The organism is Nonomuraea sp. NPDC000554 (assembly GCF_040300065.1).
Classification (GTDB): Bacteria; Actinomycetota; Actinomycetes; order Streptosporangiales; family Streptosporangiaceae; genus Nonomuraea.
On record NZ_JBEPDC010000012.1, the window covers coordinates 17,002 to 32,469 of the forward strand.

General features: G+C 70.9%; 17 protein-coding genes. 12 read left to right on the forward strand and 5 right to left on the reverse strand.

Features of this window, described 5'->3' with window-relative positions; all coding sequences use genetic code 11:
* Positions 1 to 55: 55 nt before the first annotated feature.
* Positions 56 to 1,759 (forward strand): right-handed parallel beta-helix repeat-containing protein, encoded by a 1,704-nt coding sequence (locus ABT294_RS22700; protein WP_350808473.1) that lies wholly within the window; start codon positions 56 to 58, stop codon positions 1,757 to 1,759.
* A gap of 7 nt (positions 1,760 to 1,766) precedes the next feature.
* On the opposite strand, the gene hisN is transcribed toward ABT294_RS22700, so the two are convergent.
* Positions 1,767 to 2,558: a histidinol-phosphatase gene (hisN, locus tag ABT294_RS22705; protein WP_350808224.1), complete on the reverse strand. Its 792-nt coding sequence runs from the start codon at positions 2,556 to 2,558 to the stop codon at positions 1,767 to 1,769.
* A 98-nt stretch (positions 2,559 to 2,656) separates the two neighbouring features.
* Between hisN and ABT294_RS22710 the strand changes: the two genes are divergently transcribed.
* Positions 2,657 to 3,103, forward strand: coding sequence for a DUF4442 domain-containing protein (locus tag ABT294_RS22710; protein WP_350808225.1), 447 nt, complete (start codon positions 2,657 to 2,659; stop codon positions 3,101 to 3,103).
* A gap of 34 nt (positions 3,104 to 3,137) precedes the next feature.
* On the forward strand, positions 3,138 to 3,644 hold the full coding sequence (locus ABT294_RS22715; RefSeq protein WP_350808226.1) for a GNAT family N-acetyltransferase: 507 nt from the start codon (positions 3,138 to 3,140) through the stop codon (positions 3,642 to 3,644).
* 3 nt (positions 3,645 to 3,647) lie between these two features.
* Here ABT294_RS22715 and rsgA read toward each other — a convergent pair whose 3' ends face one another.
* Positions 3,648 to 4,712, reverse strand: coding sequence for a ribosome small subunit-dependent GTPase A (rsgA, locus tag ABT294_RS22720; protein WP_350808474.1), 1,065 nt, complete (start codon positions 4,710 to 4,712; stop codon positions 3,648 to 3,650).
* Between the two features lie 152 nt (positions 4,713 to 4,864).
* Entirely contained in the window at positions 4,865 to 6,154 is a 1,290-nt protein-coding gene (aroA, locus tag ABT294_RS22725; RefSeq protein ID WP_350808227.1) for a 3-phosphoshikimate 1-carboxyvinyltransferase, read from the reverse strand.
* 127 nt (positions 6,155 to 6,281) lie between these two features.
* Between aroA and ABT294_RS22730 the strand changes: the two genes are divergently transcribed.
* On the forward strand, positions 6,282 to 7,085 hold the full coding sequence (locus tag ABT294_RS22730) for an SOS response-associated peptidase (protein WP_350808228.1): 804 nt from the start codon (positions 6,282 to 6,284) through the stop codon (positions 7,083 to 7,085).
* 150 nt (positions 7,086 to 7,235) lie between these two features.
* A complete protein-coding gene (locus ABT294_RS22735; protein WP_350808229.1) occupies positions 7,236 to 7,568 on the forward strand; it encodes a TraR/DksA family transcriptional regulator in 333 nt (110 codons plus the stop codon).
* 108 nt (positions 7,569 to 7,676) lie between these two features.
* Here the strand turns inward: ABT294_RS22735 and ABT294_RS22740 are convergent, their stop codons facing one another.
* The gene (locus ABT294_RS22740; protein ID WP_350808230.1) at positions 7,677 to 8,417 is read right to left on the reverse strand and encodes a class I SAM-dependent methyltransferase; all 741 of its coding nucleotides are present in this window, start codon (positions 8,415 to 8,417) and stop codon (positions 7,677 to 7,679) included.
* A gap of 232 nt (positions 8,418 to 8,649) precedes the next feature.
* Between ABT294_RS22740 and ABT294_RS22745 the strand changes: the two genes are divergently transcribed.
* The 7 genes from ABT294_RS22745 to ABT294_RS22775 all read left to right on the forward strand — a co-directional run bounded on the left by ABT294_RS22745 (position 8,650) and on the right by ABT294_RS22775 (position 15,044).
* Positions 8,650 to 9,255 (forward strand): sigma-70 family RNA polymerase sigma factor, encoded by a 606-nt coding sequence (locus ABT294_RS22745; RefSeq protein WP_502912112.1) that lies wholly within the window; start codon positions 8,650 to 8,652, stop codon positions 9,253 to 9,255.
* Positions 9,252 to 9,518: a mycothiol system anti-sigma-R factor gene (rsrA, locus tag ABT294_RS22750; RefSeq protein WP_350808232.1), complete on the forward strand. Its 267-nt coding sequence runs from the start codon at positions 9,252 to 9,254 to the stop codon at positions 9,516 to 9,518. Before ABT294_RS22745 ends, rsrA begins: the two co-directional genes overlap by 4 nt.
* A gap of 10 nt (positions 9,519 to 9,528) precedes the next feature.
* Positions 9,529 to 10,467 (forward strand): NAD-dependent epimerase/dehydratase family protein, encoded by a 939-nt coding sequence (locus tag ABT294_RS22755; RefSeq protein ID WP_350808233.1) that lies wholly within the window; start codon positions 9,529 to 9,531, stop codon positions 10,465 to 10,467.
* A 227-nt stretch (positions 10,468 to 10,694) separates the two neighbouring features.
* Positions 10,695 to 12,050, forward strand: coding sequence for an HD-GYP domain-containing protein (locus ABT294_RS22760; protein WP_350808234.1), 1,356 nt, complete (start codon positions 10,695 to 10,697; stop codon positions 12,048 to 12,050).
* Positions 12,047 to 13,303 (forward strand): HD-GYP domain-containing protein, encoded by a 1,257-nt coding sequence (locus ABT294_RS22765; RefSeq protein ID WP_350808235.1) that lies wholly within the window; start codon positions 12,047 to 12,049, stop codon positions 13,301 to 13,303. Before ABT294_RS22760 ends, ABT294_RS22765 begins: the two co-directional genes overlap by 4 nt.
* Positions 13,304 to 13,408: 105 nt before the next feature.
* A complete protein-coding gene (locus ABT294_RS22770; protein WP_350808236.1) occupies positions 13,409 to 14,788 on the forward strand; it encodes an acetyl-CoA carboxylase biotin carboxylase subunit in 1,380 nt (459 codons plus the stop codon).
* 43 nt (positions 14,789 to 14,831) lie between these two features.
* Positions 14,832 to 15,044 (forward strand): biotin/lipoyl-binding carrier protein, encoded by a 213-nt coding sequence (locus ABT294_RS22775; RefSeq protein ID WP_350808237.1) that lies wholly within the window; start codon positions 14,832 to 14,834, stop codon positions 15,042 to 15,044.
* Here the strand turns inward: ABT294_RS22775 and ABT294_RS22780 are convergent.
* Positions 15,034 to 15,414 (reverse strand): thioesterase family protein, encoded by a 381-nt coding sequence (locus ABT294_RS22780; protein ID WP_350808238.1) that lies wholly within the window; start codon positions 15,412 to 15,414, stop codon positions 15,034 to 15,036. The genes ABT294_RS22775 and ABT294_RS22780 overlap by 11 nt on opposite strands.
* Positions 15,415 to 15,468: the final 54 nt, after the last annotated feature.

A 15,468-nucleotide genomic window follows, 5' to 3' on the forward strand; every position in this document is an offset into this window, starting at 1 on the left:
TCGTTTATGGTGTACTACTACGTGTACGCCATATACAGCAAAGGTGATGCCTGTGATGTTCCATTTCCACCTCGCCCCTTCGGGTGACGACTCCTGGCAGGGAACCCCGGAGCGGCCCTTCGCCACCCTGGAGCGCGCCCGGGCCGCAGCCCGTGAGGTTACCGGTGACGTCGTCGTCCACCTCGGGGCGGGCACGTACGCGCTGTCCGCGCCCCTGGAGCTGACCGAGGCCGACTCCGGGGTCGTCTACCAGGGTGACGAGCACGGCGAGGCGGTCATCAGCGGCGGACGGGAGATCAGTGGCTGGCGGGAGCGCGACGGCGTGTGGCTGGCCGACGTCGGCGACCTCGAGACCCGCCAGCTCTACGTCGACGGCCGCAGGGCCGAGCGGGCGGGCGTCGACGCCCTCCCCGGCACGATCGCCATGACCGAGACGGGCTACACGACCGACAGCACCGGCCCGCAGGGCTGGCGCAGCCCCGGCGACGTCGAGTTCGTCTACCGGGGCGTCTACCCCTGGACCGAGGCCCGCTGCGGCGTGGCCGCCGTCACCGGCGACGCGCGCTCCACCGTGATCACCATGGTGCAGCCCGCCTTCGGCTGGGCGGCCGAGCTGTACAACTCGGTCTGGGGCGGCCAGTCGTCACACGGCCTCGGCCTGCCCACCCGGGTGGAGAACGACGCGAGCTTCCTGACCGAGCCCGGCACGTTCGTCCTGGACCGATCGCGTCCCGGGCGGCACGTCCTGCGCTATCGGCCCCGGCCCGGCGAGCGCCCCGAGCACACCCGGGTGGTCGCGCCGGTGCTGGAAACGCTGCTCCGCGCCACCGGCACCCGGAACGTCCGCTTCGAGGGGCTGGTGTTCGCGGACGCCACCTGGCTGCGGCCGAGCCGCCCGGAGGGCTTCCTGCACTACCACGGAAGCGGCTACTACGACGGCGGCGCCATCGACCGGGTGACCTTCGGCGAGGACGCGTCCGTGACGATTCCCGTCGAATCGTCTACGATCCCGGCCTGCGTGGTGCTGGAAGACACCGCCGGGATGGGGTTCGAGGGCTGCCGGTTCACCCGGCTGGGCGCCAGCGGGCTGGGCCTGTCCGGCGGCGGCGACGTCACGGTGCGCGGGTGCGACTTCGACACCCTCTCCGCGTCCGCCGTGGCCGTCATCCGGAGCCGTGACGTGCTGATCGAGGACAACCGGATCCGCCGGATCGGCCTGGACTACTCCGGCTCTCCCGGCGTCACGCTCTTGAGCACGCGCCGATGCACCGTCGCGCAGAACGAGGTCACCGACGTGCCCTACTGCGGGATCGTGGCGGGCCCCGGCGAAGGCACCCGCATCCTGCGCAACCTCACCGCCGACACCATGACGGTGCTGGCCGACGGCGGCGGCGTCTACCTGTCCGGCCCCCAGGGCGACTCCCACGACAACGGCGCCGTCATCCGGGGGAACGTGATCATGGACACGCGCACGCCGTACAACTTCGCCCTCTACACCGACTACGGCGCCTCCTGGGTCACGGTGGAGGAGAACGTGGTCATGCGCGCCGACAACACCTCGGTGCTGCAGGTCAGCCCGCCGCTGGAGAACGTCGTCTACCGGGGCAACTTCTGGGACGCCGACCCGATCGGGCACGACAGCCCGCCCGAAGGCGTCACCTACGAGGGCAACACCACGATCGCCGACGAACGGAAGCTGAACGACGTCACGGCCGCCATCCAGGAGCGTGCCGGGCTGCTGCGCCGCCGGGAGCCGTGAGCCGGGCCTAGTGCGCGGTGCCGCCGAGTCGCTTCAGCACCTCGTCGTGCAGGGCGCCGTTGGTGCAGACCAGGCTGCCGCCCTCCAGGCTGGGGACGCCCGCGACGTCGGTCCAGACGCCACCGGCCTCCTCGACGATCACGGTGAGCGCCGCCATGTCCCACGGCGACAGCTCGGGCTCCGCGGACACGTCCACGGAGCCCTCGGCGACCATCATGTGCGACCAGAAGTCGCCGTAGGCCCTGGTACGCCAGCAGGCGCGGCTGAGGTCGAGGAAGTTGTCGAGCTTGCCGGCCTTCTCCCAGCCGCCGAAGCTGGAGTAGGAGAAGGACGCGTCCTCCAGGGAGGCGACCGAGGACACCTGCATGCGGCTGGCCTTGGTCAGGCTCTTCCCGGTCCAGGCGCCGCCCTCGGCCGCGGCCCACCAGCGCCGCCCGAGCGCCGGGGCCGACACCAGGCCCACCACGACCTTGCCGTACTCCATCAGCGCGATCAGGGTCGCCCACACGGGGACGCCGCGCACGTAGTTCTTGGTGCCGTCGATCGGGTCGATGATCCACGACCTGGCGCCCCAGCCGGTCTTGCCGAACTCCTCGCCCACCACGGCGTCCCTGGGACGGGCGCGCCGCAGCGTTCCGCGGATCGCCTCCTCGACCGCGCGGTCGGCGTCGCTGACCGGGGTCAGGTCCGGCTTGGTCTCGACCTTGAGGTCGACCGCCTTGAAGCGGCGCATGGTCAGGTCGTCGGCGGCGTCCGCCATGACATGCGCGAGGCGTAGATCGTCGTTGTAACCCTGCACGGTTAGTCACGCTACCGTGCCCGGTGCGCCGAACATCAGTCAACCGGGGTTCCTTTCTGGTAAGTCCGATTCCGGTTACTCGCCAGTAGCATGGGGGCATGTCATTCGATGTCGGCGGTTTCCTGCTCCAGACCGTGCCCTTCGCCCGCACGCTGGGCATCACGTTCGACTTCGCCGGCGACGGCCGCGCCATCTGCCGCCTGCCGGACCGTCCGGACCTGCACAACCACGTGGGCGGCCCGCACGCGGGCGCGCTCTTCACGCTCGCCGAGTCGGCGTCGGGCGCCGCCATGCTGTCGGCGCTGGCGGACCAGCTCTCCCGCGCGGTTCCGCTGGCCACCACGGCTGTGATCCACTATCGCAAGCTGGCGATGGGGGAGGTGGTGGCCGAGGGACGGCTGCTCGCCTCGCGCGAGGAGGTGCTCGCCGATCTGGACGCGGGAAAGCGGCCGGAGTTCGACGTGGCGGTGGACGTCAGGAACGCCGACGACGTCGTGGTCGCTGCGCTCACCGTCACCTGGACCCTTCGTCCCAACAGAGCCTGACCACCGACGATCATCGATGAGGCGACCAGACGTCATGAACGCCATCAGAGCCCAGGCCCTGCAGACCGACCGGCTGCTGCTGGTGCCGCTGCGGGTCGAGCACGCCGAGGAGATGGCCGAGGTGCTCGGCGACCCGGCCCTGCACACCTACATCGGCGGCGTCCCTGAGACCCCGCAGGGCCTGCGCTCCCGCTACGAGCGGATGGTCGCGGGATCTCCCGATCCGGGTGTCTCCTGGTGCAACTGGGTCATTCAGCTCCGCGACCCGGCCTGCCTGGCGGGGACCGTCCAGGCCACGATCGGCCCCTCGGAGACGGGGCTCACCGCCGAGATCGCCTGGGTGGTAGGCACGCGCTGGCAGGGCATGGGCATCGCCACCGAAGCGGCCATGGAACTCGTCGCCTGGCTCCGCCGGCAACAGGTGGACGCCGTCATCGCCCATATCCACCCGGACCATCACGCCTCTGCCGCGGTCGCCAGGGCCGCGGGGCTCACGCCCACGGACGAGTGGCAGGAAGGCGAGGTCCGCTGGCGGCTGTGACCCCTACGGGTGCGCCTCCTCGTCGGGTGCGCCCTCACGGCCGGAGTCGGGGGCGCCCTCGCGGCTGGACAGGAGGCGGCGCAGCGACTGGAGCCGCTCCGGGCCGGCATGGCCCTCGGCGACCCAGGCGTCGAGCGCGCAGCCGTCGCCCAGGTGCGTGCAGCCCTTGGGGCAGCTGACCGTGCCCTCCACCAGGTCGGGGAAGCCCGCCAGGACCGTCTCCACCGACACGTGGGCGAGGCCGAAGCTGCGCACGCCCGGCGTGTCGATGATCCAGCCGCCCTCCGGGAGTTCGAGCGCCACCGCCGAGGTGGACGTGTGGCGGCCCCGCCCCGTGACCGCGTTCACCTGGGAGACGGCCCGGTTGGCGTCGGGGACGAGCGCGTTGACCAGGGTGGACTTGCCGACCCCCGAGTGACCCACCAGCACGCTGAGCCGGCCGGCGAGATGGTCGTGCAACTCGGCCAGCGAGCCGCCCTTGTGGACGACGACGTGCGGGACCCCGAGCGGCTCGTACAGCGCCACCAGCTCGTCGGGCGGCGCGAGGTCGGACTTGGTGAGGCAGAGCAGGGCGTCGATCTCGGCGTCGAAGGCCGCGACCAGGATGCGGTCGATCATGCGCGGCCGCGGCGGCGGGTCGGCGAGCGCCGTGACGATCACCAGCTGGTCGGCGTTGGCCACCACCGGACGCTCGATGCCGTCGGTGTCGTCGGTGTCGTCGGCGGAACGGCGCAGCATCGAGCTGCGCGGCTCGACCCGCACCACCCTGGCCAGCGTGTCGGGACGCCCCGACACGTCGCCGACCAGGGCGACCCGGTCGCCCACGACGATGCCCTTGCGGCCCAGCTCGCGCGCCTTCATGGCGACGACCAGGCGGCGTTGTTGCTGCTTGCGCTTGGCGCCTTTGGCCCGCTCCGGCTCGACCAGCGTGGTGTAACGCCCCCGGTCGACGGCGACCACGAAGCCCTCGACCGCGTCCTCGTGGGCAGGACGGATCCGGGTCCGCGGCCGGGACCCCTTGCCCGGCCTGACCCGTACGTCGTCCTCGTCGTACTCCCGCTTCCTCAGCGGACTGCTCCCATGCGATCACCCAACCTGCTCGAACCCCGTCTCGGCCCCTGTCGTGGCCCCTGTTGTGACCATCGTGCACCAGCCGCGCCCGGACCAGAGGCAGCCGCGCTTCCCGTGCCCACGCCGGCGACGCCTACACGGTTCGGGCGTCACGAGCCGTCCAGCAGCGACAGCCACATCTGGTCGAACCCTGGAAGGGTCTTGCCCGTCGTCGCGATGTTCTCCACCTCGACGCCGGGGACCGCCAGCCCGATCACCGCGCCCGCCGTGGCCATGCGGTGGTCGTCGTAGCTGTGGAAGACGCCGCCGTGCAGCGGGCGCGGGCGGACGATCAGCCCGTCGTCGGTCTCCTCCGCGTCGCCGCCCAGGCGGTTGATCTCGGTGACGAGCGCGGCCAGGCGGTCGGTCTCGTGGCCGCGCAGGTGCTCGACGCCGCGGATGCGGCTGGGTGTGGCCGCCAGCGCCGCCAGCGCCGCGATCGTCGGCGTCAGCTCGCCCACCTCGCGCAGATCGGTGTCGATGCCCTCGATCCGGCCCGAGCCGCTGAGCACGAGATCGGCGTCGCCGTCGGCCGTCTCGCGCAGCTGGACGGTGGCGCCCATCGCCGACAGGAGGTCGCGCAGGGAGTCGCCGGGCTGGGTGGTCAGCAGGGGCCAGCCCGGGACGGTGACCGTGCCGCCCGTGACCATCGCCGCCGCCAGGAACGGGGCCGCGTTGGACAGGTCGGGCTCGACCACCCACTCCCTGGCGGCGATGGGGCCGGGCTCGACGCGCCACACGTCGGGCTCGCTGTCGTCGACGGTGACGCCCGCCTCCCTGAGCATCTGCACGGTCATCTGGATGTGCGGCTGGGACGGGACCGGCGGGCCGACGTGGCGGACCGTGACCCCCTTCTCGAAGCGGGCGGCGGTCAGCAGGAGGCCGGAGACGAACTGCGAGGAACCCGAGGCGTCGAGGGTGACCTCGCCGCCCGTCAGCGGGCCGTGGACGGTGAACGGCAGGGCGTCGTTGTCGACACGGGCGCCCAGGGCGCGCAGCGCGTCGAGGATCGGGCCCATCGGGCGCTTGCGGGCGTGGGGGTCGCCGTCGAAGGAGACCGGGCCGTCGGCCAGCGCGGCCACCGGCGGGACGAAGCGCATGACCGTGCCCGCCAGGCCCGCGTCGATCTGGGCGCCGCCGCGGATCGGGGCCGGCCTGACGTGCCAGTCGACGCTCGTGTCGGTCTCGTCGGCGGCCACCAGGATGGGCCCGAGGGCGCCGAGCGCCGCCACCATGAGGTTGGCGTCGCGGCTGCGCAGCGCCCGCCGCACGACGCTCGGACCGTCGGCCAGCGCGGTGAGCACCAGCGCGCGGTTGGTCATCGACTTGGAGCCGGGCAGGCGGACCGAGGCGGCCACGGGAGCGGTCGCGGTCGGGGCGGGCCAGTGCGGAACGGGCATGGTCAAAGCCTACTGTCCCTGGTATGTGGGGGTCACAGCCTGTGGACGAGCGCCGTCAGGGCGTCATGGGCCGCGTCGACCCGTCACCGAAGCGGCATCCAGCCGTCTTCCGTGGCAGTGTGGTGGCATGTGCGGTAGATACGCGTCGGCGCGGAACAAGCACCAGCTGCTGGAGGAGTTCCAGGTCGAGCTCGACGGCGACCCCGACAAGGAGCTGGGGCCCGACTACAACGTGGCGCCGACCAAGAACGTCTACGCCGTCCTCAGCCGGGTGCCCAAGGACGCCGAGAGGGGAGTGCGGCAGCTCAGGATCATGAAGTGGGGCCTGGTCCCCGCCTGGGCGAAGGATCCGTCGATCGGGTCGCGCATGATCAACGCCAGGATGGAGACGGTGGCCGAGAAGCCGTCCTACCGTCAGGCGTTCGCCAAGCGCAGGTGCCTGCTGCCGGCCGACGGGTACTTCGAGTGGATGCCTGTTGAACCGGAGCGCGGGAGCTCGGGCGCAGAGAGCGAGGCCCGAAGCGGGCGCGACCGTAAGAACGCCAAGCAGAAGAAGCAGCCGTACTTCATCCACCCGGCTGATGGCGGGGTGCTGGCGATGGCGGGGCTCTACGAGTTCTGGAAGGACCCGTCCCGCGCCGACGACGACCCGTTGAAGTGGCTGGTGACGTGCACGGTCATCACCACCGAGGCCGAGGACGACCTCGGGCGCATCCACGACAGGATGCCGATGATGATCGAGCGCGGGCGCTGGGCCGAGTGGCTCGACCCCAAGCTCAGCGACCCGAAGCGGGTGTCGAGCCTGCTGGTGCCCGCCCAGTCCGGGGGGCTGGTCGCGGACCCCGTCTCCACCGACGTCAACAACGTCCGCAACAACGGCCCGGACCTCATCAAGCCCCGGGACCCTGATGAGGAAACCGCTCTCTCCTAAGGTGTAAAACGCCCGCTAAGCGGGCATCCGCTGAGGAAAGCGATGCATCCGCTCACGCGGAGTCACCGCCACAGATGCCCCAAAAGCGCGCCGGGCGGACTGCCGGGGAGTCTCGCCGCAGGCTTTCCCCTTACCCGGAGGTGCGGATTCGTGGACGACACGACCGCTCGTGAGCGGCTTCACGTGATGCTCGCCGAACTGGACCGATCGATCAGGGTCCTGCGGGGGGACCCGGTGGCGGTCCGCGAGCACTCAACCGCGGACGCAGGCTCCGACCTGACCGACGCGGACCGCGCCCAGGCCATGCTGACCGTGGCCACCACGCAGCGCACGGCCGTGCTCGCCGCGCTCAAGCGGCTGGACGAGGGCTCGTACGGCCAGTGCGTCGACTGCGCCAGGGCGGTGCCGGAGGGCAGGCTGGAGGCACGCCCGGAGGCGGCGCGCTGCGTGCAGTGCCAGGGCAGGACGGAGCGCCGCCGCTAGCGACAGGCCGGCCCCACGCACGCTGGCTTCACGCGCGCCGACCCCACGCACGCCGGCCCCCTCGGGTGGCCGGCTTCCGCGGGCGCCGGCCTCGGGCGGGCCGTGTGGCTAGCTCTTGCGGACGCTGGCCACCAGGTGGATGCCGACCGTGTCGTCGTCGTCAGGGTGCGCCTCCAGCTCGGTGCGCACCAGCCAGGCCAGCGACCTGGAGTCGGAGCCGAGCACGTGGTCGACCGTCGAGGGCGACAGGACCGTGCGCGGGCGCATCCACTCGACCTCGAGCCCGGCGCCCAGCACCAGCTCGCGCAGCTGCCCGCTGCTGAAGCAGCGCGTGATGCTGCCGTCGGGCCACGGCACCAGCATGACCTCGCCGGTCTGCCGCAGATGCTGCCACTGCCCCTGCTCGGCCAGGATCGCCATGCCGAGCACGAGGGAGTCGACGCAGACCAGCGCCCTCCCGCCCGGACGCAGCACCCTGGCCACGTCGCTCATGGCCGACTCGGCCATCAGCTCGATCGACATGGCCCGCTCCTCGGCGAGCACCGCGTCGACGCTCTCGTCGGGGAGGAACGCGAGGTCGTCGGCGCGCACGTGGCGCACGCGGTCGGCGTCGCGCAGCCGCGACTGCCCCTCGACGGTGCGGCGGAAGTCGAGCACCTCGATCACTCGGTGGCCGGCCCTGGCCGCGTGGCCGGACCAGCGGCCACGGCCGCCCGACAGGTCGAGTATCACGGAGGACTCACCGGGTAGCCATCGGCTCAGCTGCTCGGCGACGACGGCACGATAGAAGGTCCAGTACGGCCCGAGGGTCCCTGAGCCGTTCAGTTCCTCGGCCGGAATGGGCAGCACACGCGACTCCTGGGTTCCGGGAATTGGCTACCAGCCGGTACGTATGGTTTTCCCCGCACCGGGGCGTTCGTCACTTCTATCTTGCGGGAACAGACGAGCACGCGGGTGTGTTGCGACGAGCATGCTCACATTGCTCGGCCCCCTCCCCAGTGACCGGCCGGTCGCTGACGAGCGGGTATTCTCCCCTGAGTACGGTGTACCGCCAAAGCCGGCCACCGGTGATCTTAGGGGGGTGGGTCCGGTGCCCGCGACAGGCGCGGAGACTCTGGAACAGCGAGGCGAGCGGTTCGAGCGCGAGGCGATGCCTTACCTCGAGCAGCTCTACTCCGCCGCGCTCCGGATGACCCGGAATCCCGCTGACGCGGAGGACCTGCTACAGGAGACCTTCGCCAAGGCGTTCGCGTCGTTCCATCAGTTCCAGGAGGGCACGAACCTCAAGGCGTGGCTCTACCGGATCCTGACGAACACGTTCATCAACAGCTACCGCAAGAAGCAGCGTGAGCCCAAGCAGTCAGGCACCGAGGAGATCGAGGACTGGCAGCTCGCGCGTGCCGAGTCGCACACCTCGACCGGCCTGAAGTCCGCCGAGGTCGAAGCGCTCGAGCACCTGCCCGACGGCGACATCAAGCAAGCGCTCGCCGCGCTGCCGGAGGAGTTCAGGATCGCGGTCTATCTGGCCGACGTCGAGGGTTTCCCGTACAAGGAGATCGCCGACATCATGGGCACCCCGATCGGTACCGTGATGTCCAGGTTGCACCGTGGTCGCAGGCAGTTGCGAGGGCTCCTTGAAGACTATGCCCGCGAGCGTGGCCTGGTCCCGGCGGAGGGATCGAAATGAGCTGTGGCAAGCCGCACGACACCGACTGTCGCGAGGTGCTGGACAAGGTCTACGCCTACCTTGACGGTGAGCTGACCGAGGGCGACGTGGCCGACATCCGCGTGCACCTCGACGACTGCGGTCCGTGCCTGAAGGAGTACGACCTCGACAAGGTGATCAAGCAGCTCGTCGCCAAACACTGCGGCTGCGACCCGGTGCCCGCCGACCTGAGATCGAAGGTGCTTGCCCGCATCGCGCGAGTGAGGGCGGAGCTGTCCGACTAAGATTCCCCCCATGCGCGTGCTTGTCACCGGGGGTGCCGGGTTCATCGGGTCGAATCTCGTCGATCGTCTGCTGTCGGAGGGGCACGACGTCGTCGCCGTCGACGACCTTTCCACAGGAAGCAGGGAGAATCTCAGCGAGGCCGCCAAGAGCGATCGATTCCAGCTGCACGAGCTCGACATCCGCGATCCGGCCCTGATCGGGCTGGCCGCCGAGATGCGGCCCGAGGTCATCTGCCATCTCGCCGCTCAGATCAGCGTCCGCAAGAGCGTCGCCGACCCCGTGCACGACGCCAGGCTGAACGTCGAGGGCACCGCGTCGGTGCTCACCGCGGCCCACGAGGGCAACACACGCAAGGTGCTGTTCGCCTCGTCCGTCGCGGTGTACGGCAGGCCGTCCGCGATCCCGGTGCCCAGCGACGCGCCGACCGACCCCCGCTCGCCGTACGCGGCCTCGAAGCTGAGCGGCGAGACCTACCTCGCCACCTTCCGCGCCCTGTACGGCATCGAGTACACCACGCTGGTCCTGTCCAACGTGTACGGCCCGCGCCAGTCGCCCGAGGGCGAGGCGGGCGTGATCGCGATCTTCACTGACGGCCTGCTCGGCGGCACGCCCACGGTCGTCTACGGTGACGGCACGCAGACCCGCGACTACGTCTACGTCGAGGACGTCGTCGACGGCTTCGTCAGAGCGTGCGGCCAGGGCGGCAACGGCCGCAGGTTCAACCTCGGCACCGGCATCCAGACCACCGACCGCAGGCTGCACTCGCTCATCGCCGACGCCGCGGGCTCCCCCGACAAGCCCGGCTTCGCGCCGCCGCGGCTGGGCGACCTGCCCGCGATGGCCGTCGATCCGGTGCCCGCCTTCGACGGGCTCGGCTGGCAGCCCCGCGTCGACCTGTCGACCGGTCTGAAGAACACTGTCGAGTGGGCGCGGAGTCGCCCCAGGTAGTGGCTTGATTACGCTTTGCTTGCGATTCGCGACTCGGCAGGTGCCTCCCGTCTCGCCTTCTGTAGCGTGTGCCACAGAAATCGACGTGGAGGCAGGTGGATCTTGAAGGCTATGATCGCGCGGCTGATCACCGCCATCGTGCTGATCACCCCCGTGGTTCTCCTGATTGGTGGCGGCGGGGCCTTGCCACCCGGGGTGTCCTGGACCTGAAACCGTTAGGGGCCGCAATGCGTGATCTGCCGTGGCCTGCGAGGGGCTACCTGGTCGCCGTCATCGGGGCGGCGGCCGCGCTCATCGCCCGCAGCGTGGTCACCTCCGGGCACCTGGTCACCCAGGACGACCTGGGCGTCCTACTGGTGCTCGCGCTGCTGTTCCTGGTGTGCGAGTCGATGCCGACTCTGCTCAACGTGGAGCAGTTCGCGGTGTCGGTCAGCTTCTCGGCGTCGCTCGCCGCCGTGGTGCTGATCGGGCCGGAAGGCGCGGCGCTGGTGGGCCTGACGGCGGTGCTGAGCGTGCGTCCGGGGCTGCCGCTGATCAAGCGGCTGTTCAACGGGGCGCAGTTCGCGATCTGCGGGTACGCCGCCGGCTGGGTCTACCAGTGGCTCGGCGGCGCGGTCGGCGTGCCGCAGGTCAACCGGTTCGACCACCTCATCGGCCCGTACGCCGCCGCGACCGCCGTGTTCGTGCCGCTCAACATCCTGCTGACGCTGACCATGATCGGTCTGGCCACCAGGGTGCGCGGCATGGAGGTGCCGATGCGGGGCATGGTGCAGTTCCTGCTGTCGTACCTGGGGTACGGCACCTTCGGGCTGCTGGTGGCGGGGCTCTGGGCGACGGTGGCGTCCATCTCGGCGGTGCTGGTGCTGCTACCGCTGTTCGTCGCGCGCTGGGCGTTCGGGCAGTACCACGCACAGCAGCGCTCGTACGACGCCACGATCGCGGCCCTGTGCCAGGCGGTCGAGACCAAGGACTACTACACGCGCGGCCACTGCACCCGGGTGTCGCTCGCGTCCACCATGATCGCCCAGGAGATCGGCATGGGCCTGGAGCGGCTGCGCGCCATCCGCTACGCGGGCATGCTGCACGACGTCGGCAAGCTCGGCGTGCCCACCAAGGTGCTGCAGAAGGACGGCCCGCTCACCGAGGAGGAGTTCGCCGCGATCCAGCTGCACCCGATGCGCGGGCTGGAGATCGTGCGGGGCATCGACTTCCTGGACGAGGCGTACGCCGGGATCATGCACCACCACGAGCGGCACGACGGCAAGGGCTACCCGATGGGGCTGGCAGGCGACGAGATCCCGGAGTTCGCCAGGGTGATCGCGGTGGCCGACGCGTTCGACTCGATGACCTCCGACCGCTCCTACCGCGGCGCCCGGCCGGTCGAGGTGGCCGTCCAGGAGCTGCACAAGGGCGCGGGCACCCAGTTCGACCCGGTCATGGTGACGGCGTTCACGCGGGCGCTCGAGCGCGAGCCGTGGCAGCCGCCCCGCCGGGTCGAGCCGCCGCCGCCCGACGCCGCCGAGCCGCCGACCAAGGACCACGACGACCCGACGATGCCCATCCAGGTGGTGAGCGGGCAGTGACCCGTGCCTTCCAGGGGCTCGACTCGGGGCAGTTGCTGCTCATCTGCGGCGCGGGGCTGGTGGCGGTCGCGGGCGTCGCCCACACGGCCGCCGTCGGGCTCGACCGGCCGGAGATCGCGGTCGGGTTCGGCGCGCTGATCGCGGTCGGCGAGCTGGCCAGGCTGACCATGCCGGGCAACAGGGAGGTCGCGCCGATCGGGGCCGCCGCCGCGCTCGGCTACACGCTGCTGCTCGACCTGAGCCAGAACCCGCTGCGGCACTCCGCGCTCCAGGTGGTGGCCGTGATCGCGGTCGGCATGATCGCGGGCGCGCTGCCGCACCTGGCGGTCGGCCGTCCGCCGCGGCTCGACGCGATGGCCCGCCGCCTGCTCACGGGCGCGATGCTCGCCTTCGCCTTCCGGCCGCTGGCCGACCCGCTCTACCGGCTGACGCAGCCGCCCACGACGACCTGGTGGCCGGCGCTCACCGTGATGGTCGCGCTGATCACGGTGACACTGCTGGTCGACGTGCTGATCGCGGCCATGCTCAGGGCCGAGCAGGTGCGCACCGCATTCAGGGTGGCGGTGCGTGACGAGCTCAACATGGCGTTCCCGCTGGGGGCCGCGGTGGCGTCCTCGGGCGTGCTGCTGGCGCTGGCGACGCACAGCATGGACCTCGTCGCGCTGCTGGTCTTCGCCGCGCCGCTGCTGGTGACCCAGGTGGCCTTCCGCAAGTACGCCGGGATCCGCGCGACCTACCTGCAGACCGTCCGCGCCCTGTCGCGGGTCACCGAGGTCGGCGGGTACGTCGAGCCGGGGCACTCGCGCAGGGTGAGCCGCCTGGCGGTGGCGATCGGCCGCGAGCTGGGCATGGCCGAGCCGGAGCTGCTGGAGCTGGAGTACGCCTCGCTCATGCACGACATCGGCCAGCTCTCGCTGCGCGACCCCATTCCGGGGGGCGCCACCGTCCTGACCGAGCCGGAGCAGGCGCGGCGCATCGCCGAGCTGGGGGCCGAGGTGATCAAGCAGACGGGCGTGCTCGACCGGGTGGCGGAGGTGGTGCGCCGCCAGTGCGACGTGATGGCCGACGAGCCGCCGCTGTCGAGCCGGATCATCAAGGCCGCCAACGCCTACGACGACCTGGTCGGAGGGTCCACCGACCGCGACCGGGCGAGCGCCGCGCTGGAGCGGCTGCGCCTGGCGGCCGGTGCCGCCTACGATCCCGATGCGATCGAGGCGCTGTCCCGCGTCGTCGACCGCGCCGTCCGGCTGTGAAGGTCCAATTGTGACGGTCGTTGTGGGATTTCTACAGATCGCGCTCTCCGGTTCGGTGATTTAGGGGGAAGGGTTTGACGGGGTTGCGGCCATAAGGTGGTCGGCGTGCTTAGTGACACGCTTGGACCCGTTCTGATCGCCAACCGCGGAGAGATCGCGCGGCGGATCATCCGCACGGTCAAGGCGCTGGGGCTGCGCGCCGTCGCCGTGTACTCCGACGCGGACGCCGACCTGCCGTTCGTGCGCGAGGCTGACGAGGCCGTCCTGATCGGCCCGGCCAACCCGGCGCAGAGCTACCTCGACACGGACAAGGTGCTGCAAGCCGCCCGCGACACCGGAGCGAAGGCCGTCCACCCCGGTTACGGCTTCCTGTCGGAGAACGCGGCGTTCGCGAGGGCTGTCATCGACGCCGGAATGGTGTGGATCGGCCCGTCTCCCGAGTCCATCGACCAGATGGGCGACAAGATCAATGCCAGGAACCTGATGGAGGACGCGGGCGTGCCGGTCGCGGCGGGCACCCGCGAGCCCGTCACCGACCTCGGCCTGGCGCTCGAAGCGGCCGAGCGCATCGGCTATCCCGTCATGGTGAAGACCGCGGGCGGGGGTGGCGGCATCGGGATGTCCGTCGCGCGCGACGAGGAGGGGCTGGGCAAGGCGTTCGAACAGGCGGCCAGGGCGGCGGCCAGGTTCGCGGCGGCAGCGGCCGCCGGCGGCGAGGGTGACGCGCTCGCCGGGCCCGCGATCCTGCTCGAGCGCTACATCGAGCGGGCCCGCCACGTCGAGGTGCAGATCCTCGGCCTGCCCGACGGCAGGGTGCTGGCGCTGGGCGAGCGCGACTGCTCGGTGCAGCGGCGCCACCAGAAGGTGGCCGAGGAGTCGCCGTCGCCCGGTATCACGCCCGAGCTGCGTGAGCGCATGCTGGCCGCGGCCGTTCGGGCCGGCGAGGCTGTCGGCTACCTGGGCGCGGGCACCGTGGAGTGCCTGGTCGACGCCGACAAGCAGGACTTCGTGTTCCTCGAGATGAACACCAGGCTCCAGGTGGAGCACCCGGTCACCGAGCTGGTCACCGGGCTCGACCTGGTCGAGCTGCAGCTCAGGGTCGCCGCGGGCGAGAGTCCGGAGGTGCGGGTGGTGCCGAGCGGGCACGCCATCGAGTTCCGTGTCTACGCGGAGGATCCCAAGCGCTTCTTCCCCGGCCCTGGCAGGATCACCGCATGGTCCGAGCCGTCAGGCAGCGGTGTCCGTGTCGACTCCGGCTACGAGGAGGGGAACACGGTCACGCCGTTCTACGATCCGCTCATGGCCAAACTCTGCGTGTTCGGCGCGAACCGCGTGGAAGCGCTGGAGAACGCCCGGAAAGCGGTCGCGGAGTTCATCGTGGAGGGGCCGAAGAACAACCTGCCGTTCTGCGCGGAACTGCTGGAGGACGCCGAATTCCGTAGCGGCGACTACGACACGGGCCTCGTCGGGCGAATGCGGGCCTAACGGGACATGGCATTCTTGGATCAACAGGACGAGGGGAGTTTCGGTGGCTGAGATTCACGCGGAGATGGTGGCCAACGTCTGGAAGGTCGTCGTCAAGGAGGGCGACCAGGTCTCGGAGGGCGACACGCTGGTCATCCTCGAGTCGATGAAGATGGAGATCCCGGTTCTGGCCGAGGACGACGGCGTCGTGGCGCAGATCAAGGTGAACGAGGGCGACGTGATCCAGGAAGGCGACCTGATCGCCGTCATCGAGTAGCGCGTTCGAGGAACCTGGCACGGTCGACGACCACCCGCTCGATCGTGCCCCGGCCCACGACGGCGTGCCTGTCGCGGGCCTGGAACCGGAAGACCAGCCGCCGGCCGTCGACCTCGGTCAGCTCGACGCCGATCTCGACGTGCGTGCCCAGCGTGCTCGGGGCCAGGTGCTCCAGCTCGACCCGGGTGCCCACGGATGTCTCTCCCTGAGCGAGGTGCGGGCCCACGGCTTCGACCGTGGCCCTCTCGGCCAGCGCGAGCAGCCGGGGCGTGGCGAGCACGGGCACGTCGCCGCTGCCGACGTTCTGCGCGGTGTCCTCCCTCTCGACCATGATGACCAGCTGGGAGCGGAGACCCGGAGCGAGCGTCATGGCGAGCAGCCTACTGGGGCTCGGCTGATCTCCACGAAACCCGGACAAGTCCCG